General features: G+C 68.9%; 22 protein-coding genes, 2 tRNA genes and 1 riboswitch. Of the genes, 15 read left to right on the top strand and 9 right to left on the bottom strand.

Annotated features, from left to right (window positions below; translation table 11 throughout):
• Positions 1–22 precede the first annotated feature (22 nt).
• The 7 genes from H609_RS0101315 to cobJ all read left to right on the top strand — a co-directional run bounded on the left by H609_RS0101315 (position 23) and on the right by cobJ (position 6,430).
• Positions 23–1,132, top strand: a complete 1,110-nt coding sequence (locus H609_RS0101315) for a cobalt-precorrin-5B (C(1))-methyltransferase (RefSeq protein WP_018866857.1) — start codon at positions 23–25, stop codon at positions 1,130–1,132.
• Positions 1,129–2,073, top strand: a complete 945-nt coding sequence (locus tag H609_RS0101310) for an ABC transporter ATP-binding protein (protein WP_018866856.1) — start codon at positions 1,129–1,131, stop codon at positions 2,071–2,073. Before H609_RS0101315 ends, H609_RS0101310 begins: the two co-directional genes overlap by 4 nt.
• Positions 2,070–2,843, top strand: a complete 774-nt coding sequence (locus tag H609_RS0101305; RefSeq protein ID WP_038035981.1) for an ABC transporter permease — start codon at positions 2,070–2,072, stop codon at positions 2,841–2,843. Before H609_RS0101310 ends, H609_RS0101305 begins: the two co-directional genes overlap by 4 nt.
• A gap of 71 nt (positions 2,844–2,914) precedes the next feature.
• Positions 2,915–4,246, top strand: coding sequence for a precorrin-3B synthase (gene cobG / locus H609_RS0101300; protein ID WP_018875745.1), 1,332 nt, complete (start codon positions 2,915–2,917; stop codon positions 4,244–4,246).
• On the top strand, positions 4,243–4,896 hold the full coding sequence (locus H609_RS0101295; RefSeq protein WP_018875744.1) for a precorrin-8X methylmutase: 654 nt from the start codon (positions 4,243–4,245) through the stop codon (positions 4,894–4,896). Before cobG ends, H609_RS0101295 begins: the two co-directional genes overlap by 4 nt.
• Positions 4,893–5,648 (top strand): precorrin-2 C(20)-methyltransferase, encoded by a 756-nt coding sequence (locus H609_RS0101290; protein ID WP_018866852.1) that lies wholly within the window; start codon positions 4,893–4,895, stop codon positions 5,646–5,648. Before H609_RS0101295 ends, H609_RS0101290 begins: the two co-directional genes overlap by 4 nt.
• A complete protein-coding gene (gene cobJ / locus H609_RS0101285) occupies positions 5,645–6,430 on the top strand; it encodes a precorrin-3B C(17)-methyltransferase (protein ID WP_028484119.1) in 786 nt (261 codons plus the stop codon). Before H609_RS0101290 ends, cobJ begins: the two co-directional genes overlap by 4 nt.
• Positions 6,431–6,443: 13 nt before the next feature.
• On the opposite strand, the gene H609_RS0101280 is transcribed toward cobJ, so the two are convergent.
• Positions 6,444–7,244: a cobalt-precorrin-6A reductase gene (locus tag H609_RS0101280; RefSeq protein WP_018875742.1), complete on the bottom strand. Its 801-nt coding sequence runs from the start codon at positions 7,242–7,244 to the stop codon at positions 6,444–6,446.
• Positions 7,245–7,248: 4 nt separating this feature from the next.
• On the opposite strand from H609_RS0101280, the gene H609_RS0101275 reads away from it, so the two are divergent.
• Genes H609_RS0101275 through cobM form a run of 3 tightly spaced genes read left to right on the top strand, consistent with a single transcriptional unit; the run spans position 7,249 to position 9,685 of the window.
• On the top strand, positions 7,249–8,484 hold the full coding sequence (locus tag H609_RS0101275; RefSeq protein ID WP_026280244.1) for a bifunctional cobalt-precorrin-7 (C(5))-methyltransferase/cobalt-precorrin-6B (C(15))-methyltransferase: 1,236 nt from the start codon (positions 7,249–7,251) through the stop codon (positions 8,482–8,484).
• Positions 8,463–8,924, top strand: coding sequence for a cobalamin biosynthesis protein (locus H609_RS0101270; RefSeq protein ID WP_038035979.1), 462 nt, complete (start codon positions 8,463–8,465; stop codon positions 8,922–8,924). Before H609_RS0101275 ends, H609_RS0101270 begins: the two co-directional genes overlap by 22 nt.
• Positions 8,921–9,685 carry a precorrin-4 C(11)-methyltransferase gene (gene cobM / locus H609_RS0101265; protein ID WP_018875740.1) on the top strand — a complete coding sequence of 255 codons (765 nt, stop codon included), beginning with the start codon at positions 8,921–8,923 and terminating at the stop codon, positions 9,683–9,685. Before H609_RS0101270 ends, cobM begins: the two co-directional genes overlap by 4 nt.
• Positions 9,686–9,879: 194 nt before the next feature.
• Here the strand turns inward: cobM and H609_RS0101260 are convergent, their stop codons facing one another.
• Together H609_RS0101260 and H609_RS0101255 are read right to left on the bottom strand one after the other, a co-directional pair.
• A complete protein-coding gene (locus H609_RS0101260) occupies positions 9,880–10,437 on the bottom strand; it encodes a cytochrome c (protein WP_018875739.1) in 558 nt (185 codons plus the stop codon).
• A 20-nt stretch (positions 10,438–10,457) separates the two neighbouring features.
• Positions 10,458–11,588 carry a porin gene (locus H609_RS0101255; protein ID WP_018880466.1) on the bottom strand — a complete coding sequence of 377 codons (1,131 nt, stop codon included), beginning with the start codon at positions 11,586–11,588 and terminating at the stop codon, positions 10,458–10,460.
• Positions 11,589–11,698: 110 nt separating this feature from the next.
• Positions 11,699–11,921, bottom strand: a riboswitch (cobalamin riboswitch).
• A gap of 192 nt (positions 11,922–12,113) precedes the next feature.
• Between H609_RS0101255 and H609_RS0101250 the strand changes: the two genes are divergently transcribed.
• Positions 12,114–13,118 carry a cytochrome-c peroxidase gene (locus tag H609_RS0101250; protein ID WP_019583432.1) on the top strand — a complete coding sequence of 335 codons (1,005 nt, stop codon included), beginning with the start codon at positions 12,114–12,116 and terminating at the stop codon, positions 13,116–13,118.
• 75 nt (positions 13,119–13,193) lie between these two features.
• Here H609_RS0101250 and H609_RS0101245 read toward each other — a convergent pair whose 3' ends face one another.
• Entirely contained in the window at positions 13,194–13,637 is a 444-nt protein-coding gene (locus H609_RS0101245) for a DUF4399 domain-containing protein (RefSeq protein ID WP_028484116.1), read from the bottom strand.
• Between the two features lie 138 nt (positions 13,638–13,775).
• Between H609_RS0101245 and gltX the strand changes: the two genes are divergently transcribed.
• The 4 genes from gltX (at position 13,776) to H609_RS0101225 (ending at position 15,645) form a co-directional block, all read left to right on the top strand.
• On the top strand, positions 13,776–15,182 hold the full coding sequence (gene gltX, locus H609_RS0101240; protein WP_028484115.1) for a glutamate--tRNA ligase: 1,407 nt from the start codon (positions 13,776–13,778) through the stop codon (positions 15,180–15,182).
• A 42-nt stretch (positions 15,183–15,224) separates the two neighbouring features.
• A tRNA-Ala gene (locus H609_RS0101235) sits at positions 15,225–15,300 on the top strand.
• A gap of 24 nt (positions 15,301–15,324) precedes the next feature.
• Complete coding sequence (locus H609_RS0101230; protein WP_026279239.1) at positions 15,325–15,549, top strand: hypothetical protein; 225 nt, start codon at positions 15,325–15,327, stop codon at positions 15,547–15,549.
• A gap of 20 nt (positions 15,550–15,569) precedes the next feature.
• Positions 15,570–15,645, top strand: a tRNA-Glu gene (locus H609_RS0101225).
• A 114-nt stretch (positions 15,646–15,759) separates the two neighbouring features.
• On the opposite strand, the gene H609_RS0101220 is transcribed toward H609_RS0101225, so the two are convergent.
• From H609_RS0101220 to H609_RS0101200, 5 genes are all read right to left on the bottom strand, one after another.
• Positions 15,760–19,575, bottom strand: coding sequence for an AAA family ATPase (locus H609_RS0101220; protein WP_028484114.1), 3,816 nt, complete (start codon positions 19,573–19,575; stop codon positions 15,760–15,762).
• Positions 19,576–19,734: 159 nt separating this feature from the next.
• Complete coding sequence (locus H609_RS0101215; protein ID WP_028484113.1) at positions 19,735–20,226, bottom strand: hypothetical protein; 492 nt, start codon at positions 20,224–20,226, stop codon at positions 19,735–19,737.
• Positions 20,227–20,355: 129 nt separating this feature from the next.
• Positions 20,356–20,619, bottom strand: a complete 264-nt coding sequence (locus H609_RS0101210) for a hypothetical protein (RefSeq protein WP_018866836.1) — start codon at positions 20,617–20,619, stop codon at positions 20,356–20,358.
• Between the two features lie 18 nt (positions 20,620–20,637).
• Complete coding sequence (locus H609_RS0101205) at positions 20,638–22,044, bottom strand: deoxyribodipyrimidine photo-lyase (RefSeq protein ID WP_028484112.1); 1,407 nt, start codon at positions 22,042–22,044, stop codon at positions 20,638–20,640.
• A complete protein-coding gene (locus tag H609_RS0101200; RefSeq protein ID WP_028484111.1) occupies positions 22,044–23,606 on the bottom strand; it encodes a cryptochrome/photolyase family protein in 1,563 nt (520 codons plus the stop codon). The genes H609_RS0101205 and H609_RS0101200 overlap by 1 nt, the downstream gene beginning before the upstream one ends.
• Positions 23,607–23,611 lie beyond the last annotated feature (5 nt).

The raw sequence follows: 23,611 nt of genomic DNA, 5'->3' as shown, positions 1-23,611 counted from the left end.
CTCGAACCGTCCGCAGGGTGCCATGCGCCCGGAGACGCCCGAGACCACTGGGCGCCTGCGCACCGGTCTGACCACCGGTGTCTGCGCGAGCGCGGCTGTCATTGCCGGGGTCCGCTGGCTACTGCAGGGGCAGCGACTCCAGACGGTCGACGTCACCCTGCCCAGGGGGCAGGTCGTGAGCCTGGCACTGAACGATCTGGAACCGACCTCGGGTGGTGCGGTGGCCGGGGTCATCAAGGATGCCGGTGACGACCCGGATGCGACCCACGGGGCGCGGGTCTGGGTTGAGGTCACCCTGTGCGGTGAACCCGGCGTCCAGTTCATGGCGGGCGCGGGGGTGGGTACGGTCACGCGCCCGGGTCTGGTGCTGGCGCCGGGCGAACCGGCAATCAACCCGGTCCCGCGACGCATGATGCAGGGCCACCTGGAGGCGCTCGCCGAGGCGAGCGGATACAGCGGGGGCTTTCGCGTCACGGTTGGCGTGGACGGCGGCGAACGGATTGCCGAGCGGACCATGAACGCCCGCCTGGGTATCCTCGGGGGTCTTTCGATTCTGGGCACGACCGGGATCGTGCGGCCGTTTTCCTGTGCTGCCTATATCGCATCCATCCATCAGGCCATCGACGTGGCCCGCGCCAACGCGTGTCCGCGTGTGGCCTGCTGTACCGGCGGCACCAGCGAGGCGGCGGTGCGCGAACGCTACGGCCTGGACGACATGGGGCTGATCGAGATGGGGGATCTGTTCGGGGCGGCGCTGAAATACCTGCGGCGCAACCCCTTGCCCGCGGTGGTGCTGGCCGCGGGCTTCGGCAAACTCAGCAAGTTTGCGGCCGGGCATCTGGATGCCCATAGCCGCAAGTCGCGCATCGATCTCGACGCTTTGGCCGAGGAAGCCGCGGATCTTGGCGCCGGCCCGGCCCTGGTGGGGCGCATCCGCGCGGCCAACACCAGTGCCCAGGCCCTAACGGACTGCCTGGAACAAGGCGTGGCGCTGGCCGACCGGATCAGCGCACGCGCCTGGCAGCGGGCCCGCGGGATGCTGCCGGAGACCACGGCGCTGGAGGTCTGCGCGGTGGATCGGGGGGGCCGTATCGTGGGGTTTGCCGATGGTGCCGGGGGGCTCGCGCCATGACGGCCGCCGCGATTGCCCTGCAGTCGGTGGCCAAGCGCTACGCCGGTGGCCGGGTTGGGCTGGCGAACGTGGATCTGGAGGTGCCGGCGGGCAGCTTTTTCGGCCTGCTGGGGCCGAACGGGGCTGGCAAGACCACGCTGGTGGGGTTGTTGACCACGCTGGTGCGGGCGGATCGGGGCTCGATCCGCGTCTGCGGGTACGACGTGGCCACGCAGGCGGTTGCGGCGAAGGCGTGCATGGGCGTGGTACCGCAGGAGGTCAACTTCAACAGCTTCGAACCGGTGGGCGAGATCGTCGAGGCCCAGGCGGCTTACTACGGGCTGTCCCCAAGGCGGGCGCGCGAGCGAACCGGCGAGGTGCTGGAACAGGCGGGGTTGCTGGACCGGCGCGAACAGTCGGCCTGGGGCCTGTCGGGTGGCATGAAGCGGCGGCTGATGATTGCCCGGGCCCTGGTGCACCGCCCCCGCGTCCTGCTCCTGGACGAGCCGACGGCGGGGGTGGACCTGGAGGGGCGCCATGCCACCTGGGAGCTGTTGCGTGGCTTGAACGCGGACGGCGTAACGATCCTGCTGACCACCCACTACCTGGAGGAGGCGGAGACCCTGTGCGACACCCTGGCGATCCTGGATCAGGGCGAGATCGTCGCGCGCGGTGATACGGGCGAACTGCTGCACGGGCTGAACGTGCAGACCCTGGTATTGGAACTGAACATGCCGCTGGACGCGGCCCCGGCGCTGGACGGGCTGGCGATTCGTTTGAGTGATCGCTGGACCCTGGAGGTCGACCTGCCGCAGGGCATGGAGGTGAATGACCTGTTCGACCGCCTGGACGCAAGCGGGGTGCGTGTCGCGGGAGTCCGCAACAAGCGCAACCGGCTCGAGTCGTTGTTCCTGCAGCGCATCGCCGAACGCGCCGCCGCACCGCTGGGGAGGAAGACATGAGGCTCGCGGCGTACGGATTTGCCTATCGCGGGATGGTGGTCAAACAGGTGCGGCGTTTCCTGCGCGCCTGGGTGCAGAATCTCCTGCCATCGGTGGTGACGACGGTCCTGTTCCTGGTGATCTTCGGTCACCTGATCGGGCGCGAGCTCGGCACCATGCGGGGTGTCGATTACGCTGATTTTATCCTGCCCGGCCTGATCATCCTGGCGGTGGCCACCAATGCCTACAGCAATGTGACGCTGGCGTTCTATGGCGCGCGCCTGCAGCGGCACATCGAGGAATTGCTGGTTGCGCCACTCCCCGCCTGGCTGATCGTGGCGGGCTTTGCAACCGGCGGGGTGATCCGCGGTCTGCTGGCCGGGGCGCTAGTGGCGCTGGTTGCGATCCCGTTTACCAACCTGCAACTGCACCACCTGGCGGCGACTCTGGGGATCGCGCTGGTCAGTGCCACGCTGTTCGCCCTGGCCGGCCTGCTGAATGGCCTGTACGCGCGCAGTTTCGACCACACCTCCGTGGTGGCGACGTTTGTGCTGACCCCCCTGATCTATCTGGGAGGGCTGTTCTATCCGGTGGAACGGATGCCCGAGCCCTGGCAGTCGCTGGCAGCGCTGAACCCGCTGTACTACATGGTCGAGGGCTTTCGCTACGGCCTGTTGGGGACCGGGTCCTTCGCCTGGGCCACAACCTTCTGGGTGCTCGTGGGGACCACCCTGGTTGTCGGCGGGGTGGCCTGGACCCTGGTCGCTCGCGGCGTGCGGATCCGGTCATGAGCAGGGGTCCGAAGCCGTTGGGTGCCGAGCATCCGCGTGTGCGCCGGGCGTGTCCCGGAGTCGCTGCGCCCATGACGACCGGAGACGGGCTTCTGATGCGGGTACGTCACCCGATCGGAGGGCTTGACGCGGCGCAGGCGCGCATCCTCGCCGAGGTGGCGCTGCGTTTCGGTTCCGGTGACCTGGAGCTGACCAGTCGCGGCAATCTGCAATTGCGCGGTCTGGACACGCCGGGCCTGGAGACGGCACGGGCCGAACTGGAGGCGGCGGGTCTGGCGGATCGCGATCCCGAGGCGGAGGCGGTGCGCAATGTGCTGGTGGCACCAGCGACGGATATCGACCCGGAGGCCGCCATGGATGTACAGCCCATCGCGCGGCAACTTGCGCGGGCACTGGGCGCAACCCCGCGCCTGCGCGCACTGCCGCCGAAGGTCGGGGTGCTGGTGGAGGCGGGTGGCGGGTTGCCGCTGGGTAGAGTGCCGGCGGACCTTCGACTGGAGGCCTGTACGGGACCGGGTGGCGTGTGGATTCGCGTGGCCGTCGGGGCGTCGGCTCACGCCGCGACGGTGCTTGGGTGGGCACGCCCGGAGAAGGCCGTGGACGCTGCCCTGCAAGTCCTCGAGCAATTCGTGGCGCTGCGCCAGGGGGATCCGGATCCGCCGGGCCGTTTGCCCGGCGCACTGGCTCGGTTCGGCGCGAAGGCCCTGACGCCTCCCGGGCTGGAGCGGGTGCTTCCGGGTGGGGATCCGGTTGCGGCACGGAGCAGCGAAAACGCCGACTCCGGGATTGGTGCGTGCCTGAATGGCGATGCCTTCGGGGTCGCGTTCCCGTTCGGATCCCTGCGCGCCGAGGCCCTGCGGGGGCTGGCCGAGCAGATCCGCGGCCAAGAAGGGCGCCTGCGGCTGACTCCCTGGCGCAGCGTGCTGCTGGTCGGGGCGCGGCCGATCACCCTGGACCGGCTGGCTGAATGGGGCGGAGTAACGGATCCACGAGATCCTCGCCTAGTGGTGAGCGCCTGTGTCGGTCAGGGGGGATGCTCGGCGGGTACGACATTCACTCGGGCGGACGCCGCGATGCTCGGGACAGCCGCCCGCGGGCTGCTGGCGGATGACGAATATCTGCATGTCAGTGGCTGCGAGAAGCACTGCGGGAGGCCCGCGAATGCCCGGGTGGTCCTTGCGGCGCGGGCGGGGCATTACGACCTGTCGCTGCAATCTGCCCCGGCGCACTGGGAGGCCCTTCTTGAGGGTCTTTCACCGGATCAGCTGCGAGCGGCCCTGTCGGCGCTTGAACAGATTACGCACGCAGAGCGCGTCGGGATGTTCGCGGCCCTGCGCAGGCTGGGCCCGACCGACCTGCGTCGGCGCCTCAACGCGATGATGAATAACGGAGAAGAAACATGACGCAGAGCGATACCGCGGGGGTCGTACCGGATTACGAGCGCGACGGCGCAGCCATCTACCGGGAATCCTTCGCGATTATTCGATCCGAGGCGGCGCTGGATCGTTTTCCGGAGGATCTGGTGTCTGCGGTGGTACGCATGATCCATGCCTGCGGTATGACCGACCTGCCGCAGGACGTCGGGTTTTCGGCTGGCGTGGCCCGGGCGGCTCGCGCGGCGCTGGCTGCTGGCGCGCCGATCCTCTGCGACAGCAACATGGTGGCGCATGGGGTCACGCGCGCCCGGCTGCCGGCGGATAACCCGGTGATCTGCAGCCTGCGCGAGGACGGAGTGGTGGCTGCTGCCGAGCGTATGGGCACAACGCGTTCGGCGGCGGCGCTGGAATGGTGGCGACCGCATATGGAGGGTGCGGTGGTGGCGATCGGGAATGCGCCCACGGCCCTGTTTCACCTGCTGGAGATGCTGCACCAGGGCGCGCCGCGTCCGGCCGCGGTACTCGGTATCCCGGTGGGCTTTGTCGGTGCGGTGGAGAGCAAGGAGGCGCTGGCCGCCAGCCCGCTGGACCTCGAGTACCTGACCATCTTCGGACGCCGCGGTGGCAGCGCCATGGCCGCGGCGGCCATCAACGCCTTTGCGAGTGACCGGATATGACGACATCCCCCAAGCTGCATGAACCCGCGGCCGCGGGTTGTCTGTACGGCGTGGGCACCGGGCCGGGTGATCCCGAGTTGCTGACGCTGAAGGCCGCGCGCCTGATTGCAGAGAGCCCGGTAGTGGCCTATTTCTGTCGCCGGGGTGGCCGTGGCCAGGCGCGCGCCATCGTGGACGCCCACCTGGGCACGGGGCAGCAGGAGATGCCGCTGGAGTATCCGGTGACCAACGAGATCCCGCACGGCTCTGACGAGTATCGCCGCCGCATCGAGCAGTTCTTCGACGCCGCCGCCGAGCAACTGGCTGCCGAACTGGCAGCCGGGCGTTCGGTGGTGGTGTTGAACGAGGGCGATCCGTTCTTCTACGGATCGTTCATGCACGTCTACCTGCGGCTGAAGGATCGGTTTCCCACCCACGTGGTCCCTGGCGTGACCTCGATGATGGCCTCGGCTGCGCAATTGTCGACGCCGCTGACCATGCGCGATGACCTGCTGACGGTGATCCCCGGCACGATGCCGATCGACGATCTGCGCCAGGCCCTGCAGGGGACCGATGCGGCGGTCATCATGAAGGTCGGAACCCATCGCGATGCGGTGGTGGGTGTCCTTCAGGAGCTGGGGCTGGACGAGCGCGCCTGGTACGTGGAACGCGCCAGCACCGCCGAGGAGCGGGTCCTGCCAGTGTCCGAGATCCCGGAGCGGGTGCCCTATTTCTCGATGATCGTGATCCCCGGGCGCGGGGTTCGGCGATGAGCGGGGATGGTGGTCCGGTGGTCGGTCGGTTGAGTGTGGTCGGGGTGGGTCCGGCGGGGCCGGCATGGATCACGCCGGAGGTCGCTGCCCGTCTCGAAGCGGCGACCGACCTGGTGGGATACGGGCCGTACCTGGAACGGATTGCGGCCGCCCACCACCGTGTGCACGCCTCGGACAACCGCGAGGAACTGGCGCGCGCAACCCACGCCCTGGATTTGGCCGCCGAGGGGCGGGACGTAGCGGTGGTTTCGGGCGGCGACCCGGGTGTGTTCGCGATGGCGGCCGCGGTCTTCGAGGCCCTGGAAGGCTCGGAGCCGGGTCGCTGGGACGCGGTGACGGTGGAGGTGCTGCCCGGGGTGTCGGCGATGCAGGCCGCCGCGGCGCGGCTGGGTGCACCGCTGGGAAACGATTTCTGCGTGATCTCGCTGTCGGACAACCTCAAGCCCTGGTCGCTGATCCAGCGTCGGGTACGGCTGGCGGCCGAGGCCGACTTCGCCATGGCCTTCTACAACCCGATCTCGCGCGCACGTCCCTGGCAGCTGGGCGAGGCACTGGGCATCGTGCGCGAGGTGCAGGGGCCGGACACCCTGGTCGTGCTGGCCACCGCGGTGGGCCGCGGCGAACGCGAAGACGTGCAGATCTCCACCCTCGGCGAGGTGGACCCGACGACGGCGAACATGAGCACGCTGGTGATCGTGGGCGCCGCCTCCACTCGGGTGCTGGAGCGTCCTTCGGGCCGGCGGCACGTGTACACCCCGCGTTATGTCGAGTCCGCGGAATGAGGCGGGAGCCGCGTTAGCCGTGCGCGTCCGGGAGATCCTCCAGCCAGTCGAGTACCGCCTGCGGGGCGTGGAATCGCGGCACCCCGGGGGCATCCGGCGGGCGCTCCACCATCACAACCGGCATACCCCGTTCGCGGGCCGCCTGCAGCTTGGCGGCCGTGGCATCGCCGCCGCTGTCCTTGGTCACCAGCACGTCAATCGTGTGTTCCCGCAAAAGGCGCGCCTCGTCTTCGGCCGTGAACGGGCCCCGGGCGTGGATCCAGGTAACCCGCGGCAGCGCCGGCGGTGGTTCGGGCGGGTCGATGGTGCGGATGACGTAGTCCAGTTCGGGCGCGGCCTCGAAGGCCTCCAGGTGCTGGCGGCCGGTGGTCAGCAGCACGCGCCGGCCGAGTTCCGGAAGGGCGCGGGCGGCGGCCGCGAGGTCGGGCACGCGGATCCAGCGGTCCTCCGGTCCGGCCTCCCACGACGGTCGGGTCAGGCGGGCCAGCGGGATGCCGGTCTGGCGCGCAGCCGAGACGGCGTTGGCCGAGATCTGCCGTGCGAACGGGTGGGTCGCGTCCACCAGGGCGTCGATGGCGTGTTCGTGCAGCCAGGCGGCGAGGCCGTCGACGCCGCCGAACCCGCCGGTGCGCCGAGGCAGCCGCGCCGGCCCCGGTTTTCGGGTGCGCCCGGCCAGCGAGACGGTGGCCTGCAGCCGCGGGTGCACATCCAGCAGTGGTTCCAGCGCCGCGGCCTCGGTCGTGCCGCCCAGCAGCAGGATCTGCCGCGGGCGAGCCGCCCGGGGGCTGGAGTCAGGAGATGAACGGGAGCTCATGAGGATGACCAGTCTAGCGACGAACAGTGAACCAACGCCATGGCTGAATATCGTCGGCGTAGGCGCGGAGGGGCTTGCCGGGCTGGCACCCGGGGCCCGCATGGCGCTGGACACGGCGGCGACGGTGATCGGCGGCGCCCGGCATCTGGAGATGCTGTCGGAGCGGCCGGGGCAGGAGCGCCTGGTGTGGCCGTCGCCGCTGGAGACCGCGCTGGACTGGATCGAGGCACGCGCCGGGCAGCCGCTGTGCGTGCTCGCCAGCGGCGACCCCTTCTGGTTCGGGGTGGGGGCGACCCTGATGCGACGTTTCCCGGTCGCTCAGACCTGTGTTTGGCCCGCGCCCTCGGCGTTCAGCCTGGCGGCTGCGCGGATGGGCTGGCCGCTGCAGCAGACCCGCTGCCTGTCGGTGCACGGCCGGCCCATGGAGGCGCTGCGGCCCTGGCTGCACAACGGCGCGCGGTTGCTGATCCTGAGCCGCGACGGAGACACGCCGGCGGAGCTGGCACGCTGGTTGACCGGGCTCGGCTTCGGTGATTCCACCCTGACCGTACTGCAGTCCCTGGGCGCGGCCAACGAGACGGCCGTCAGCGCGCGTGCCGATGCCTGGCCGGAGGTCGGGATCGAGGCACTGAACACCGTGGCGCTGGAGTGCCGGGCCGATCCGGCAGCAACGGTGCTTGCGGCGAGCGCCGGTCGGCCGGAGGCGGAGTTCGAGCAGGATGGTCAGATTACCAAGCGCGAGGTGCGTGCGGTGGCACTGGCCCTGCTGGCACCTGGTCGTGGCGAACGGCTCTGGGACGTGGGTGCCGGTTCCGGTTCCATCGGCATCGAGTGGATGCTGGCGGACCCGGCCAATGAAGCGGTGGCCATCGAGCCGCGTGCGGAGCGTCTGGAACGCATCGCGCGCAACGCGAGCGCGCTGGGGGTGCCGGCACTGCGCCGCATCCACGGGCGCGCGCCGGAGGCGCTGGATGACCTGTCTGCCCCCGACGCGATCTTCATCGGTGGTGGGCTGACGACGCCCGGGTTGGTGGAACACTGCGTGGAGCGTCTGTGCCCGGGGGGGCGCCTGGTCGCCAGCAGCGTGACGGTGGAGGGCGATGCGGTGTTGGCGGCGGCTCGCGAGCGCCATGGTGGCGAGCTGACACGCATCAATGTGAGTCGCTCGGAACCGCTGGGCGCGATGTCCGGCTGGAAACCGCTGCGGCCGGTGACCCTGTGGGCCCTGCGCCGGATCTGAACCAGGAGGGGGGCTTGGTCGTGCCGGGCGTCGGCTTCGCCTCCGCCTGTACGGCCCGGGAGCTGGAGGGTCTGATGCGCGAGGTACTGGCCGAGGCTCGCGCCGTGCTGGGAGTGGAGCGTGCCGGAGTGCTCGGGGCCCGGCAGCTGGCGGCACCGGTGCATAAGAGTGACAGTCGCATGCTGGCGACGGTCGCGCGGGAGCTGGAACTGGAACTCGTATTCCCGTCCATGGCCGCCCTTGCGGACTGCCAGGGGGGAATGCTGACGGAGTCGCCACGGGTGCGTGCAACGGCCGGGGTCGGTTCCGTGGCCGAGGCAGCGGCGCTGGCAGCGGCCGGCGAGGGCGCGCGTCTGCTGTTGCCGCGGCGTCTGTCACCGCAGGCCAGCTGCGCGGTGGCCTGGGTCGACCGCCAACATCTTTTCGAGGAGTCATCATGACGGTTCATTTTGTCGGTGCAGGCCCGGGTGCCGCGGATCTGCTGACCCTGCGCGGCCGGGATCGTATTGCGGCCTGTCCGGTGTGCCTGTACGCGGGTTCACTGGTGCCGGAGGCCGTGCTGGAACATGCCCCGGAGGGGGCGCGCGTGGTCAACACCGCGCCGCTGACGCTGGACGCGATCATGGAGGAGATCGAACGCGCCCACGCGGCGGGCCAGGACGTGGCGCGCCTGCACTCCGGCGACCTGTCGGTCTACAGCGCGCTGGGCGAGCAGATCCGTCGGCTGGAGGCGGCCGGGATCGAGTACAGCATCACGCCCGGCGTGCCGGCATTCTCCGCCGCCGCCGCGACCCTGGGGCGGGAACTGACGGTGCCGGAGGTGGCGCAGTCGGTGGTGCTGACGCGCACGCCGGGACGGGCGTCCTCCATGCCGGAGCGCGAACGGCTGGCGAGCTTTGCCGCCACCGGGGCGACCCTGGCGATCCATCTTTCGCTGCACAATATCGAGACCGTGGTCGAGGACCTGCGGCCGCACTACGGCTGCGACTGCCCGGTGGCTATCGTCTTCCGTGCCAGCTGGCCGGACGAGACCGTGGTGCGCGGTTCGCTGGGGAATATCGCGGAACGGGCGCAGGCCCTGACCACGCGGCGCTCGGCGCTGATCCTGGTGGGCCCGGCGCTGGACCCGGGCGATTTCCGCGACAGTGCGCTGTACGACCCGGCGCATGTGCGCCGTTACCGCGGCATGGACGGGGACTAAGCGGCGGCGGCCCCGATCTTCCGCAGGCAGGGGTGACTCCGGTGGGTGTTGTGGGGCACTGGGCTTTTCGCCTGCAAGCAGGTTCCCACATCGCCAGGAACCTGTAGGAGTCTGCTTGCAGGCGAAGGCGGTTTCTTCTCGATCAGGACCACGGAAAGGGCCGCCGTGAGGCGGCCCCTTGGTTCCCGCCCGGTTTAGCGGCGGCGGTAGTGGTCGTGGCAGGCCAAGCAATGGTGGCGCACGCCGTTCAGGGCCTCGGTGGCGCGAAGCTGGAAGTCTTCGTTCTCCAGGTCCTCGGCCGCCTCGACCTTGCGCTGCAGTCGTTCGGCGGCCTCGCGGTAGGCTGCCTTGTACTCGGAGAACTCCGGGTCCTCCCAGGCCGCGGGCAGGGCGCCGGGTTCGCCGCCCCGCGCCGGGGTCTCGCGAGCGAACCAGGTTTCGATGTCGGCGGCTCGGCGCGCCAGTTCCTCGGCGAGGTCGGGCAGGCGCTCGGCGAACGGTGCGTCGTAGCGCAGGATCTGCTCGATGCTGCGGTAGGTGGCTGAGGTGCCCTGCATGCTTTGCTGGCGGAAGCGCTGGAAGGCCTCGGTGGCGTCCACTGTGGCCGGGTTGTCCATCGTCTCGCTGTAGTCTTTGCCCCAGGGGCCGGGCATGGGGAGCGTCACCTCGTCGCCATGGGCGCCGGTGGCGGCAAGCAGGAACAGGACAAGGCCGGCGATCCGGAGGGCCGGTGTAAAGGGGGGTCGAGTCATGTCGGATCTCCTTTCCAGTGTCAGAAGCGGAATTGGTGCTGCAAGTGCAGCTCCCAGTCCGAAGTGCCGGCGTCGCGGTCCAGCCACATCAATTGGGTTTTTTGTCGCTGGCCGCGGTGGTACCAGTTGAGGCCGGCGCCCCGCTCGCGCTGCCAGCGCTCGTCGGTGCCGAGGTCGTTGCCGGCGTCGTGGCGCAGCACAGCGTGGCGCGCGGCAACCTCGAGCCCCTCCCAGGGCAGTGCCTGAGCCAGCTCGAGTTCGGCGCCCAAGTCGTGGTAGGAGGGGCCGTGATCGGGCGATACGTCGCGGCGGAAGGCGGCGAATGAAATGGCGGTGCGGGCAAACTTGACGACGCTGTCGGCCGTTGCGGTGACCCAGTCGGCGCGTTGCTGATTTACCTGGTTCTCCCGCCCGCGAGTCCAGTCGCGCAGGTGATTGCGGTTCGCCGCCTGCAGGCCGACGCCGTGGGCCACTGTATGCTCGACCGGCTTGCCGACGGTCGTGTTGTCGCGTGGAAGGGTGCCTACCGGTGCCCAGGCCCCCCGAGCGCTGAACAGGTGGCCGGAGGTGGACGGTCGGTCATCCCGCTGGTCAAGGCGGCCGCGACCATCAAACACGCCGATGGCCCAGGCCCGGTCGTCGCTGTCGCCCCCCAGTAGGGTGACGCCGGTATCGCGTCCAGCCGGGACCTCGAACTGATTCCCCGCGATGCTCAATTCGGTGAACAGCCGGTTGGGGCCACCGATGTCCCGCGGCAGGCCGAAGGGTACGGTGAACTGGCCGGCGCGCAGGTCGAGGGACTCGGTCAGTGCGTATTGGAGCCAGACATCGCGCATCGAGAGCTCGCCGCTGCTGAAGTCGGGCTGCAGGCGAAAACTAAGATCGGGGTGGAATAGGGTGCCCGTCGTATCCAGCCAGGCGCGGCGAAAGTCGAATTCGGTGGTGGTTCCCTCGTCGCCCCGCTCGATGGCGTAGCGGCCCTGGATGAGCGGGTCCAGGGTGATGGCGAAGCCGTCGGCTTCGCTGCCGAACTCGAACTGTGCCTGGAGGGGGGAAGCCCCGCCGCTGGCGATCAACAGGCCGAGAAGGGTCGGGGCCGGAGCCAGGAGTGGCGGCCGGCCGGGTCGTCGGGTCGGTTTGTTCAAGGTCATTCTCCCTGGGACGCACACCCCGTGCGCCGTGGATGGAACGACGCTGGGTGGGCCAGGGGAGGTCGGGGACTATGGACACAGCGAGCCCGACCCGACCACTTGCCCGCCGCAGCGTCAGGTTTCCTCCTGGCCGGTCTCCGGACTCGTGAAGCGGGCGGGGGTGCCCGGGCGGATCGCCTTCCCACGCCGGATTGCGGCGCAGTGGTTGTTGATCCGTTGTCTTCACCTACCGTTGCGGGGGCAGTGCCGGCATTGCGAACGGCAGTTCGCGCACCGGCTTCCCGATTATCCCCGGCGATGGAACGCCAGGGCACCTGGAGGCGGGGCGAAGGTTACTGGGGTTACAAATAGGCTGGCAAGAGGTGCGTTTGATGAGCGACCAACCGCATTGATTGATCTGGATCAACGGGAGCGCTGATTTCGCTGGTCGATCGAATACCGGGTCGATAGGGTGGGATTCAGGTGATTTGGACCGAGTCTATATCGGTCTTCGCCGACACCGATCCAATCTCAGGGAGACTTGCCATGATCCGACGTTCTTATCTTCGCAGCGCCATCTTTTCGGCCTGCACCGCCCTGGCGCTTGGCGTGGCCGCGCCCGCCGTGGCGGATACCGACTACTCGCAGTACCGGGATGTGTTCGAGCCGCTGCCGGCGCTGCCGCCGATCCCGGCGGACAACTCGATGACCAAGGAGAAGATCGAGCTGGGCAAGATGCTGTTCTTCGAGCCGCGCATCTCCAGCTCCGGCGTGATCTCCTGCGCGACCTGCCACAACCCGGCGCTGGGCTGGGCGGACCGCATCCCGCGCGCGGTGGGCCACGATGGCCAGGTTGGCGAGCGCAATACCCCGACCGTGCTGAATTCCGGCTTCTTCACTGCGCAGTTCTGGGATGGCCGCGAGGACGACCTGGAGGGGCAGGCCCTGGGCCCGATCCAGGACGCGATCGAGATGGCGATGCCGCTGGAGGATGCGATCGCCCGCCTGGAGGAGTTCAATGAGTACCAGGAGAAATTCGAGGCCGCCTATCCCGACTATGACGGCGACAACGTGATCAATACCGACCACGTGGCCAAGGCGCTAGCGACGTTCCAGCGTACGCTGAACACCCCGAACTCGCCGCTGGATCGCTGGCTGGCCGGGGATGAGGGCGCGATGAGCGAGCAGCAGATGCGCGGGATGAAGCTGTTCGCCGACAACGGCTGCGTGGCCTGTCACCGTGGGCCGGCGCTGACCGACAGCAACTTCCACCGCATCCAGGTGCCGGGTTCGGAGGACGAGGGCCGCTACCTGGTCACGGGTGAGGAGAGCGACCGGTTTGCGTTCAAGACCCCGACCCTGCGCAACGTAGCCCTGACCTATCCCTACATGAACAACGGGGAGACCGCCACGCTGGAAGAGGCGATCCGCATCATGGGCGAGGAAATGCTGGGGCAGGACTTCAGTGATGACGAGGTCGCGGATATCGAGGCCTTCATGCACGCGCTGACCGGCGAAATGCCGCAGTTCGAGATTCCTGCGCTGCCGTAACCGGCCGCATCGGAATCGAATGTGCCAGCCCCCCTCCGGAAACGGAGGGGGGCTTTTTGATGGGGTGGTACAGATCTATTCCACGGTAATCGTGATCTTCTCGGAGACAACGGGCGGGTCGAAGCTGATGTGACGGTAGTCCATGAACAGCAGTTGCAGGGTGTATTCGCCGGGTTCCAGTTCCAGCTCGCCCTCGGTCTGCCCGCCGCCGAAATGGCGCTTGTGGTCGGAGAAGGGCAGCGAGGCGTCCAGGTCCACCTCGTCGAGCGGCTTGTTCACCAGCAGGTGGTGGTGGCCGGTGTTGTCCATCTCCACACCGGCCGGGGCGACACCCATGCCGCGCAGGCCCATCTGGACCCGCACCGGGCTTTCGAGCGTTTCGCCATCCTGCGGGCTGATGAAATAGGCCTTCGCGCCATCCGGCGGCGCGATGCGGTCGCTGCCCATGGCACTTCCGGCCAGCGCGAGGCCTCCCGTCAGCACGAGCAGTGTGGAGAGCCGAGTAAGAGCGGGTTTCATGGGTACTCCTTGGGCCCGGGTTCGGCCGGTCTGTGTACTCATTTCGAGTATAGTCGGCGGTCCGCGCGGCAGTGCAGTGGCGTTCTGCTACCCTATGCGCCTTCGTTTTCCACCTCCCGATCGAGACGAGTAGCCCGCATGAGTTTTCGCACCCGATTTGCCCCCAGTCCGACCGGCTATCTGCATATCGGCGGTGCCCGCACCGCGCTGTTCTCCTGGCTGTACGCCCGCCACCATGGTGGCGAGTTCGTACTGCGGATCGAGGACACCGATCTGGAGCGCAGCACCGCGGAGTCGGTGAACGCGATCCTCGAGGGCATGAACTGGCTGGGGCTGACCTACGATCACGGGCCGTTCTACCAGACGGAACGCTTCGACCGGTACAAGGAGGTGATCGACCAGCTGATGGCTGCAGGCCACGCCTATCGCTGCTACTGCACGAAGGAAGAGCTGGATGCGATGCGCGAGGAGCAGAAGGCGCGCAAGGAAAAGCCGCGCTACGACGGTCGTTGCCGTGCGCGCACCGAGCCGCGCGAGGGCGTGGAGCCGGTCATCCGCTTTCGCACGCCGGACGAGGGCGTGACCGTCGTCGATGACATGGTGCGCGGCAAGGTCGCGTTCCAGAATAGCGAGCTGGACGACCTGATCATCGCCCGCTCCGACGGCTCGCCGACCTACAACCTGACGGTGGTGGTCGACGACATGGACATGGGGATCACCCATGTGGTCCGTGGCGATGACCACCTGAACAATACCCCGCGCCAGATCAACATCCTGAAAGCGCTGGGCGTGGAACCGCCGCGCTACGGCCACCTGCCGATGATCATGGGCCCGGACGGTGCCAAGCTGTCCAAGCGCCACGGCGCGGTCTCGGTGATGCAGTACCGTGACGAGGGCTATCTGCCGGAGGCGCTGCTGAACTACCTGGTGCGCCTGGGCTGGGCCCACGGCGACCAGGAGATCTTCTCGGTGGACGAACTGGTGCGTCTGTTCGATATCGAGGACGTCAACCAGTCCGCCTCGGCGATCAACCCCGACAAGCTCCTGTGGCTGAACCAGCACTACATCAAGACGCTGGACCCGGATCATGTGGCGCTGGAGTTCGGCTGGCACCTGGGCCAGCTGGGCATCGATCCGGCCAATGGTCCGGCGATGCGCGATGTGGTGATCGCCCAGCGCGAACGCGCGCGCACGTTGCGCGAGATGGCCGAGAACAGCGTGTACTTCTATCGCGAGTTCGAGGACTACGACGAGAAGGCCGCACGCAAGCAGCTGACCGCCGAGGCAAAGCTCGTGCTGCAGACCCTGCACGACGGGTTCAGCGCACTGGGCGCCTGGGAAAAGGAGCCGCTGCACGAGGTGGTGGTGCATACCGGCGAGCGCCTGGAGTTGAAGCTCGGCAAGGTCGCACAGCCGCTGCGCGTGGCCCTCACCGGGGGTACGGTCTCCCCGCCTATCGATGATACGCTGGTGCTCATCGGGCGCGAGCGCGCCCTGGCCCGCATCGACCGCGCGCTGGCGAAAATTTCCGCCGAAGCGGGTTGACACATTTCGGGGTGCTGGCTACAGTACGCGCTCGCCTGACACGGGGCCATAGCTCAGCTGGGAGAGCGCCTGCATGGCATGCAGGAGGTCGGCGGTTCGATCCCGCCTGGCTCCACCACTCAGGTGATTTGCGAGTTCATCAATGCATCGTTTCGGGGTCATATCACTCTACGTTGGATTGGTGCTGGCAGTAGTCGGATTGATCGGCGGATTCGGGCTGATGCTCACCGGGGAACAGACCTGGTCCAAGCCCCTCATCGCGCTGGTACCGATCGGGTTTTTGCTGGTATTCAACGGTCTGGTGACGACGCTTCTGCATCGGCCACCGGGTAGCGAAGAAGACCGGCCCAAAGGCCCACCGGAATAGCAACAAGACGTTGCCTCTACGTCCCCATCGTCTAGAGGCCTAGGACACCGCCCTTTCACGGCGGCGACCGGGGTTCGAATCCCCGTGGGGACGCCATATCCCGAAAAGGCCCGAACCGGAAGGTTCGGGCCTTTTCTTTTTTGGGTGGTGGCAGCACCACCGCCGCGGCCCCGGTTGCGGTCTGCCCCGTTCGCTGGATCGTGTCCGGCCTCAGGCGAGGCGGGGGTCGCGCTGGCGGGGTTCGTCGGGGTGCGGGCGGGGGATGATGCAGTGGTTGATGCGCAGGAGTTCGCGCTCGGCCCAGGACTGCACCTGGGGGTCCGTGGCGTAGCGCGCATGGTCCAGTAGGGCCTGGCGCTCGATATTGGGGTTGCCCTGTTCGTGGGCGATACGGCGGGCGCGCTCGAGTTCGTGCCAGCCTTCTTCGTCGCGTCCCTGGCTCTGGTCGAGCAGGGCCACGGCGCGCAGGCGCCGGACCGGCGCTTCGAACGCGAGGTCGCCCCGCTTGCGGCAGCCGGCCAGGGCGTCGTCGGCGACGCTCAGGCGTTGGTCCGCCGCGGCGCCGCTGGCCTGCAGGGCGTCCAGCAGGATGTACTGGAAGATGGTGTTGACCCCGTCCATGATGTGACGCATGGCCTCCACCTGCTGCTTTATGGCCTGGCAGGCGTCGCCCTGTCCCTGGCGGGCGAGGGCCCAGCTCTCGAGGGTGATGCCGGCGGCGCGCCACAGCGGGTAGTCGTAATCGTGCGCGATGGCGAGCGTTCGGCGTGCCGCCGGCAGGGTGGAGTCCGGATCCCCGCTGTAGAAGCCGAGCACGGCGCGGAAGGCCTGCACGAAGGCCTCGGTGGGCCGATGGCCGAGTGCGACCGCCTGCTCGCAGGCGGTGTCCATCTCGGCCCAGGCGCGCGCGTGGTTCCCCAGGTGGAGCAGCGTCCAGGCCATGAAGCCGCGCGCGCTGATGGCCGGGTTCTCGGTGTGCCGGGCTACCAGGGCGGCGTGGTCTTCCTCGCGATAGAGCTCCACCGCCCGGGTCTGGTGTTCCAGGGCCTCGGCGTAGCGGCCGGTCCAGAAGTGGGTGTTGCCCTGCACGTAATGGGCGGCGATCCGCAGCAGGCGATCGCCGGAGCGTTCGGCGAGCTGTTCCATCTCCCCGGCGAGACGGTGGGCCTCGGTGAAGCCATGCCAGGAGCCGGCGCCGTGCCACAAACCCCACAGCACGCGGAAGTACTGCACCGGATCCTGCTCCGGCGCGGTCAGGTGCATGGCCCGTTCGAAGATGTCATTGACCGTGCGTGAGCCATAGCCCAGCAGGGCCAGATTGGACGCGCCGAGCCCGCCGAGGGCGCGCAGCGTGTTGTGTTCCAAATCCGTCGGCTCATGTTCCTTGTGAGCCTCCGGATGGCGCTCCAGGCAGGCCAGGGCATCCTCGAAGTAGTGCGAGGCCTCGGGCAGGAGGCCGCGCGCGAACGCCGCCTCGCCGGCATGCAGCCAGGCGCTGACCGCCTCGGGGTAGCGAGCGGCATGGTAGAGGTGGCTGGCGATGCGGCCCCAGTCCGCGGTCTGCATGCCGTTCTCGCCGTCTTCCTGCATCAGGTCGGCCAGCTGGCCGTGCAGGCGCGTGCGTTCACTCAGCAGCATCGACTCGTACGCCGCCTGACGGAACAGGGCGTGGCGGAAGCGATAACGCACGCCATCCACCATGCCGGCGGGTTCGATGAATCCCTTTCCGGTCAGCCGGGTCAGCTGCCGCCGGATGGTGTCGGCGGGTTGACCACGCAGTCGGCTGAGGATGCGGGTATCGAAGTCGCGGCCGATGACTGCGGCCGAGTGGGCCAGTTCCCGGGCGCTGCCCAGCTGTTCCAGGCGTGCGACCAGCAGGTTGGAGAGACCGGGTGGCAGGGTGTCCGGGAGCTGACCGCTGCGGGCAGCCTCCAGGGCATACCGCGTGAGTTCCTCGAGGAACAGCGGCACGCCTTCGCCGCGTTCGACCAGCTGGTCGCGCAGGCCGCTGGCCAGGCGGCCGTGGGGGTCCAGGCGATCGACCAGGTCGCGGGCGGCGGCATCGTCCAGGCCGTGCAGGCGGATGTGCTGCAGCGAGAGATCGCGCCAGGAGGAGCGGAAGCTCATGCGCGCGGTCAGGATGGCCATCAGGGGCTGGTGCTGCAGGCGCTGGTACAGCCGGCGCAGGAACTCCGCCGTGCCCGAGTCCATCCAGTGGAGATCGTCGCAGATCAGGAGGGTCGGACCGTGGGCGGCGCGCCGCTGCACCAGTTCGACCAGGGTGTCGATGATGCGGTCGCGGTCCAGCCCTTCGTGGGCGAGGCTTTCGGGGCCGTCGGCGTCCGGATGGGTGAGCCAGTGGGCCAGGCGTGGCGCAAGCTCCGGGGCGACCCCGGCATGCTTGAGGGCGCCGGCGAGTCGGCGCTTTCGGGCATCGCGCAGGGTGTCGTGTCCCATCCAGGTGGCGAAGGCCTGGCGTACCGGGGCCAGGAGCTGGCGGGCGCGGTCCTCGCGGCACTTGAGCAGGTAGCGTGAGCGGGCCTGGCCGCGGACCTGGAGATCGAGTCCGCGGGCCAGGCGGCTCTTGCCCAGACCGGCCTCGCCCTGAACCAGCACGAAGCGGACCTCGTCGCGGTCGAGTACCTGATCCCAGTGGCCACGCAGTGCCTGCAGTTCCGGGCTGCGGCCGGTCAGCGGCGTCAGGCCACGCAGGGTCTGGGCATCCACGCGGTCCAGCGGACCGGGATCGCCGGTGACGCGGTAGGCGCCCGTGCCGTCCTCCGCCTCGCGGAAGCTGAAGTAGCCGGACACGCGGGCATGGGTGGGTGCGCTGACGCGCAGGGTGCCGGGGTCGGCGCGCTGGGCGCACTCGTGTACGCGGGCGGTGAGCTGGCCGGCGGGGTCGGGCAGATCCGGGTCGGCGCCGGTGACGATTAGGTCGGTATCCACGGCGAGGCGCAGCTGGCAGTCACCGGGGGCGCTCTCCAGCGCCTGCCAGGCGGCATGCACGGCGTCGACCGTCGCCTCTTCGCGTCCGGCGGGATAGCCGAAATAGGCGAGCAGGCCATGGCCGGGCGAGGGCACGACATGGCCGTGGTGGCTCAACAGGACGAAGTCGACATGCTCCAGCGTGCGGTTGACCTGTTGCTGCTGGATCTCGATGTCGGCGTCGGCATCGGGCTGTACATGGCAGGCCACGACCGTGACCCGACGGCGCTCGGGGCGCAGGGTGGCGGGCTCGGCATCCTCGGGGCTGGCGTGCTGATGGCTGGCCTCGGCGCGTTCGGCGCCCAGGATTTCCTCACGCGTGCGCGCCAGCAGTTCGCCCGGGGGCTTGCCGGCCTCGGCCTCCAGGTGGGCATAGTGCTCGAGCGCGCGCTTGGGGTGGCCGCTGGCCGCCAGGGCCTTCATCAGGAGGTGGTGCAGGGTCTCGTCGTGGGGCTCTATGGCCAGCAGGCGGTGGAGCTCGGCCAGCAGGGGTTCGCCCTCGTTGGGCTTGGCGAGTTCGGGGAGATTGTGGCCGATGAAGACCAGAAGATTCTGCCAGTGATGGTCGCGCTGGGACTGGGCCCAGGCGGATAGTTCCGGCAGGTCCTGCAGGGCGCGCAGGCCCTCGAGGAAGTGTCCGCGGTACTCGCACACAATGGCCAGGTCCGGCGGGGGTGCCGTGGTCTCCCGCCCCTCGGTCGTGCGGCGCTCGGAGCGCGCACGCTGCAGGGTGAGGAAGTCGATGCGCGAGTCCGGTTGCGGCTGGAAGCGCACATAGCGGGGCGTCGTGTCGAGCAGGGGCGGGTCGCCGGCGGGTAGCTGGCGACGCAGCTGGAACAGGCCCTGGCGCAGGTTGACCCGGGCGCTGTCGGCGTCCAAGTCGGGCCAGAACAGGCGCGCCAGTTCCTCGCGCGGGATACGCCGCGGGCTCTCGGCCGCCACATAGGTGAGGAGCAGGCCGAGTTTCGTCCCGGAGAGAGCGGGTATGTCACGGTCCTCCACGCGCACGCCGACGGTGCCGAAGGTCGTGATTTCCATATGCGCCAAGCAGGTCTCCCGTCTTCTTCGTCAGCGGCCGTTTGTGGCCTTCCGCGATCCGGTCAGGGCGTTCGTGTACCGGGCCGCCGCCACATTTGCGGTGCAGGGGCGGGCCCCATCTCCGTCCGGGTTGATTGTACCGGCATTCCGCGGCCGGGGTCAGTCAATGCGGATGGTTGCATAGCCCTGGTTTTCGTAGCCCATGATCGAGAGGAACGTGTTGCCGACCAGGTGAATCCCGGGCAGCAGGTCGTCCTGTTCGAGGTCGAAGCGCCGCGTGGCAATGCTGCAGGCCTCCATGTGGATGCCGTCCAGTTCCAGCAGGCCCGCCAGCCGTTCGTGGATATGGCGCACGGCGGAGACGTCCTCGATATCGAGGTGGTCGGTGGAGCGGGCGATCAGGCCCGCCGCGCCGCCGCGGAAGGCAAACACCATCTCCGGGTCCAGGCCCTGGCGCTGCATGTCGTCATAGGTCTCGCGGATCACGCTCAGGCGGGCGATCAGCCGGTCCGGCTCGGCGATGGTGATGTCCCAGAGGATGCGTCCGGTGTCCATGCCGGCAATGGCGCGTTGATCGCCGGGCTTGTCGGCGAGTGCCAGGCCGGGGAGCAGCAGGGCACCAAGCAGGAAGGAGGCGAGTAATCGATGCATGGCGTTCGTCCCTATTCGCGGAGGTCCTGTTACGAGAGTAGCAGTCCCGCGCGCGCTGCGTGCAGCGATGTCGGATCGACGCCGGGGGAACGGCCGCGCCCGGAGTCGGGCGCGGCCGTCGGCAGTGGCTCAGTGCCCGTGGTGGCCGTTGTGCAGATATTCCACCGCTTCGAGGGTCTGGACCTGGATCTCGCGCACCGGGATGAAGCGCGAGGCGCCCGGGCTGACGACCTCCTCGGTGACGCGGATACGGTAGGGAGCCTCGTGGTTCAGCAGCTGGCCGATGAAGCGCTTGCCCTCGTGGGTGACGCGTACCGGGGTGGTGTCGTCGTAGCGGCTGAAGTTGTAGCTCACGTCCTTGGGGTACTGCAGGTTCTGTTCGGAGAAGCTCATGGTAGGGGCCTGTTTCGATCAGTGGTCTTTGATGGCCTGGAAGGCCTCGAGTGCGGCCTGGCGGCTGGCTTTCAGGTCCACGATGGGGGCCGGATAGCCGCGTGCGCCGCCGGCGCCGGGCGCGTGAATATACCGCGTTTCGACGTCCTTGAGTACGGGGACGAAGCGGCGCACGAAGGCGCCGTCGGGGTCGTGGCGTTCGCCCTGGGTTTGCGGGTTGAACACGCGAAAGTAGGGCGCGGCATCGGCGCCGCAGCCTCCGGCCCACTGCCAGCCCAGGGTGTTGGCGGCGAGGTCGGCATCCACCAGGGTGTCCCAGAACCAGTGCGCGCCATGCTGCCAGTGCAGGCGCAGGTTCTTGGTCAGGAAGGAGCCGACCACCATGCGCAGGCGGTTGTGCATCCAGCCGGTCTCCCACAACTGGTGCATGGCGGCATCGACGATCGGGAGCCCAGTGCGGCCCTGCTGCCAGGCGCGCAGGGCCGCCGCGTCCTCGCGCCAGGGGAAGGCCTCGAAGCGCGGGTTCAGCGGCCGTTCCGGGGTGTGCGGGAAGTGATAGAGCACGTGATGGGCGAAGTCGCGCCAGCCGAGCTCGCGCACGAAGGCCTCGGGTCCTCCGTGGTCCGGGTGCAGGCCGGTCTGGCGCAGGGCGCGCAGGATCTGGCGCGGGGAGATCTCGCCGAAGTGCAGATGCGGTGACAGGCGCGAGGTACCGTCGTGGTCCGGGCGGTCGCGTTCGCTGGCGTAGGCGTGCAGCGCGCCGTCGAGGAATTGCGTCAGCCGCTGGTGGGCCGCGTCCTCCCCGGGCGCCCAGGCGGCGCGCAGGCCCCCGGCCCAGTCGATCTCGGGCAGGAGTCCGAGGTCTTCCGGGTGCAGGCTGGCGGGCCAGGCATCGGGGGGCGGCAGGTCGTTGGGCGCGGGCAGCGGGTCGCGATCAATGCCGCGGTGCAGGCAGGCCTTCCAGAATGGGGTGAAGACCTTGTAGGGCCGGCCCTGGCCGGTCTCGACCTCCCAGGGTTCGACCAGCAGGTGGGCATTGAAGCTGTGGACTTCGAGGTCATCGGCGCGCAGGCCGGCCTTGATCTCCGGGTCGCGCAGGACCCGGGCGGGGTCGTACAGGCGGTTCCAGTAGACGGCGGTGGCGCCGGTCTCGCGTACCAGGGCCCGCAGCGTGTCGAGGGCGGGGCCGGCGCGCAGGATCAGGCGCGAACCGTTCTTGCAAAGGTCCTGGTCCAGGGCCTGCAGGCTGTGGTGCAGCCACCAGCGGGATGCGGCCCCCGGTTGCCAGGGCGCCTCGTCCTCCGGGGCATGGATGAACACCGGGATGACCGGCCCGCCGCGCTCGCTGGCGGCGTGCAGGGCAGGCTGGTCGGCCAGGCGCAGGTCGCGGCGCAGCCAGACGAGGGTGGGGCCGGGGCGCGGCATCAGATACGGTCTCCCTGCGCGAGTGTGTCGCGGATGTGGCGGGCCTGGGCGCGGATGGCCTCGAGGCGTTCGGGGTCCATCTTCTCGAGGTGCTTCCACTGCAGCGCGGTGCGCGGGTGGCGGGCGAACCGCTCGCGGTGACGGTCGAGGAAGTCCCAGTAAAGCGTGGTGAACGGACAGGCCTTCGCGCCGAGGGCCTCGGCCGGGTCGAACGGGCAGTGCCGGCAGTAGTTGCTCATGCGCTGAATGTAGCGGCCGGTGGCGACGTACGGCTTGGAGGCCATGCGGCCGCCGTCGGCATACTGCGACATGCCGACCACGTTGGGGAGTTCCACCCACTCCACGGCGTCGACGTAGATACCCAGATACCAGGCGTGGATCTCGGCCGGGCGCACGCCCAGGAGCTGGGCGAACAGCCCGGTGACCATCAGTCGCTGGATATGGTGCGCATAACCGCGTTTCAGGGTCTGGCCCACGGCCTGGTGCAGGCACTGCATGGAGGTTTCGGCATCCCAGTAGAGGGCCGGCAGCGGCTGATCCGCCTCCAGGGCGTTCCATTCGTGCCAGGCCTCGCCAAAGTGGAAGTACAGCCCGCGCACGTATTCGCGCCAGCCGAGGATCTGCCGGATGAACCCCTCGACCGCGGGGAGCGGCGCATGGCCGTCACGCCAGGCCTGTTCCGCCGCGTCGATCACCGCGCGCGGATGGATCAGGTGCAGGTTCAGCGCGGCCGACAGGCGGGCGTGATAGAGCCACGGCTGGTCGGTCCACATCGCGTCCTGATAGGTGCCGAACAGGGGCAGGCGGTGCTGGATGAAGTCGGCCAGGGCCTGTTGTGCCTGTTCCGGGGTGACCGGCCAGTCGAACGCATCCGTCTGGCCCGCCAGTTCCGGCAGATACCGGGCGACGGCATCCCGGCATTCGCGCGTGATCGTGTCGGGTTCGAAGGCGACGGGGAGCGGCAGCAGGCCGGGCCCGTCCCGGCCGAAATGTCCGCGGTTGTCGGCGTCAAAGTTCCACTGTCCGCCGGCGGGTTCGTCGCCATTCATCAGGATGCCCAGGGCGGCTCGCTGCTGGCGGTAGAAGTACTCCATGCGCAGCTGCTTGCGCGTCCCGGCCCATTGCTCGAAGGTCGTCTGCGATACCAGGAAGCAGGGGTCCTCGCGGACCTCCAGTGGCACGCCCCGGGTGCGGCAGGTGGCCTCAAGCTGACGGCATACACGATGTTCCCCCGGCTGGAGGACGATCACCCGGGTCGGCTGGAGCCGTTCCAGGTCGGTGTCCAGGGCCTCGCCCAGGGTTGGCTCGGGGTGCTCCCCGAGATGGCGATAGTGAACGCTCAGGCCTGCCTTGCGGAGCTGCCGGGCGAAGTGGCGCATCGCCGACAGAAACAGGGTGGTGCGGGCCGCATGCGAGAGGACGTGGCGGGATTCGTGGGCCACCTCGGCCATCCACACGGCATCCCGGTCGGGGTCCAGCTCCTGCAGAACCGGGTGGTCGGGGGCGAGCTGGTCGCCGAGCACAACCAGGAGGGTGCGCACGGATGCGGCGGAGGTGGCCACTGAGC

The sequence above is a fragment of the Thioalkalivibrio sp. ALE17 genome, assembly GCF_000425605.1.
Lineage (GTDB): Bacteria > Pseudomonadota > Gammaproteobacteria > Ectothiorhodospirales > Ectothiorhodospiraceae > Thioalkalivibrio.
The sequence above is the reverse complement of the archived record's forward strand: the minus strand, read 5'-3'. Positions and strand labels throughout refer to the sequence as shown.

Bases quoted from the DNA above. Each gene is read 5' to 3' on its own strand.
- H609_RS0101315 (WP_018866857.1), top strand. From the start codon at position 23: ATGCGCCCGGAGACGCCCGAGACCACTGGGCGCCTGCGCACCGGTCTG.
- H609_RS0101310 (WP_018866856.1), top strand. From the start codon at position 1,129: ATGACGGCCGCCGCGATTGCCCTGCAGTCGGTGGCCAAGCGCTACGCC.
- H609_RS0101305 (WP_038035981.1), top strand. From the start codon at position 2,070: ATGAGGCTCGCGGCGTACGGATTTGCCTATCGCGGGATGGTGGTCAAA.
- cobG (WP_018875745.1), top strand. From the start codon at position 2,915: ATGACGACCGGAGACGGGCTTCTGATGCGGGTACGTCACCCGATCGGA.
- H609_RS0101295 (WP_018875744.1), top strand. From the start codon at position 4,243: ATGACGCAGAGCGATACCGCGGGGGTCGTACCGGATTACGAGCGCGAC.
- H609_RS0101290 (WP_018866852.1), top strand. From the start codon at position 4,893: ATGACGACATCCCCCAAGCTGCATGAACCCGCGGCCGCGGGTTGTCTG.
- cobJ (WP_028484119.1), top strand. From the start codon at position 5,645: ATGAGCGGGGATGGTGGTCCGGTGGTCGGTCGGTTGAGTGTGGTCGGG.
- H609_RS0101280 (WP_018875742.1), bottom strand. From the start codon at position 7,244: ATGAGCTCCCGTTCATCTCCTGACTCCAGCCCCCGGGCGGCTCGCCCG.
- H609_RS0101275 (WP_026280244.1), top strand. From the start codon at position 7,249: ATGACCAGTCTAGCGACGAACAGTGAACCAACGCCATGGCTGAATATC.
- cobM (WP_018875740.1), top strand. From the start codon at position 8,921: ATGACGGTTCATTTTGTCGGTGCAGGCCCGGGTGCCGCGGATCTGCTG.
- H609_RS0101260 (WP_018875739.1), bottom strand. From the start codon at position 10,437: ATGACTCGACCCCCCTTTACACCGGCCCTCCGGATCGCCGGCCTTGTC.
- H609_RS0101255 (WP_018880466.1), bottom strand. From the start codon at position 11,588: ATGACCTTGAACAAACCGACCCGACGACCCGGCCGGCCGCCACTCCTG.
- H609_RS0101250 (WP_019583432.1), top strand. From the start codon at position 12,114: ATGATCCGACGTTCTTATCTTCGCAGCGCCATCTTTTCGGCCTGCACC.
- H609_RS0101245 (WP_028484116.1), bottom strand. From the start codon at position 13,637: ATGAAACCCGCTCTTACTCGGCTCTCCACACTGCTCGTGCTGACGGGA.
- gltX (WP_028484115.1), top strand. From the start codon at position 13,776: ATGAGTTTTCGCACCCGATTTGCCCCCAGTCCGACCGGCTATCTGCAT.
- H609_RS0101230 (WP_026279239.1), top strand. From the start codon at position 15,325: ATGCATCGTTTCGGGGTCATATCACTCTACGTTGGATTGGTGCTGGCA.
- H609_RS0101220 (WP_028484114.1), bottom strand. From the start codon at position 19,575: ATGGAAATCACGACCTTCGGCACCGTCGGCGTGCGCGTGGAGGACCGT.
- H609_RS0101215 (WP_028484113.1), bottom strand. From the start codon at position 20,226: ATGCATCGATTACTCGCCTCCTTCCTGCTTGGTGCCCTGCTGCTCCCC.
- H609_RS0101210 (WP_018866836.1), bottom strand. From the start codon at position 20,619: ATGAGCTTCTCCGAACAGAACCTGCAGTACCCCAAGGACGTGAGCTAC.
- H609_RS0101205 (WP_028484112.1), bottom strand. From the start codon at position 22,044: ATGCCGCGCCCCGGCCCCACCCTCGTCTGGCTGCGCCGCGACCTGCGC.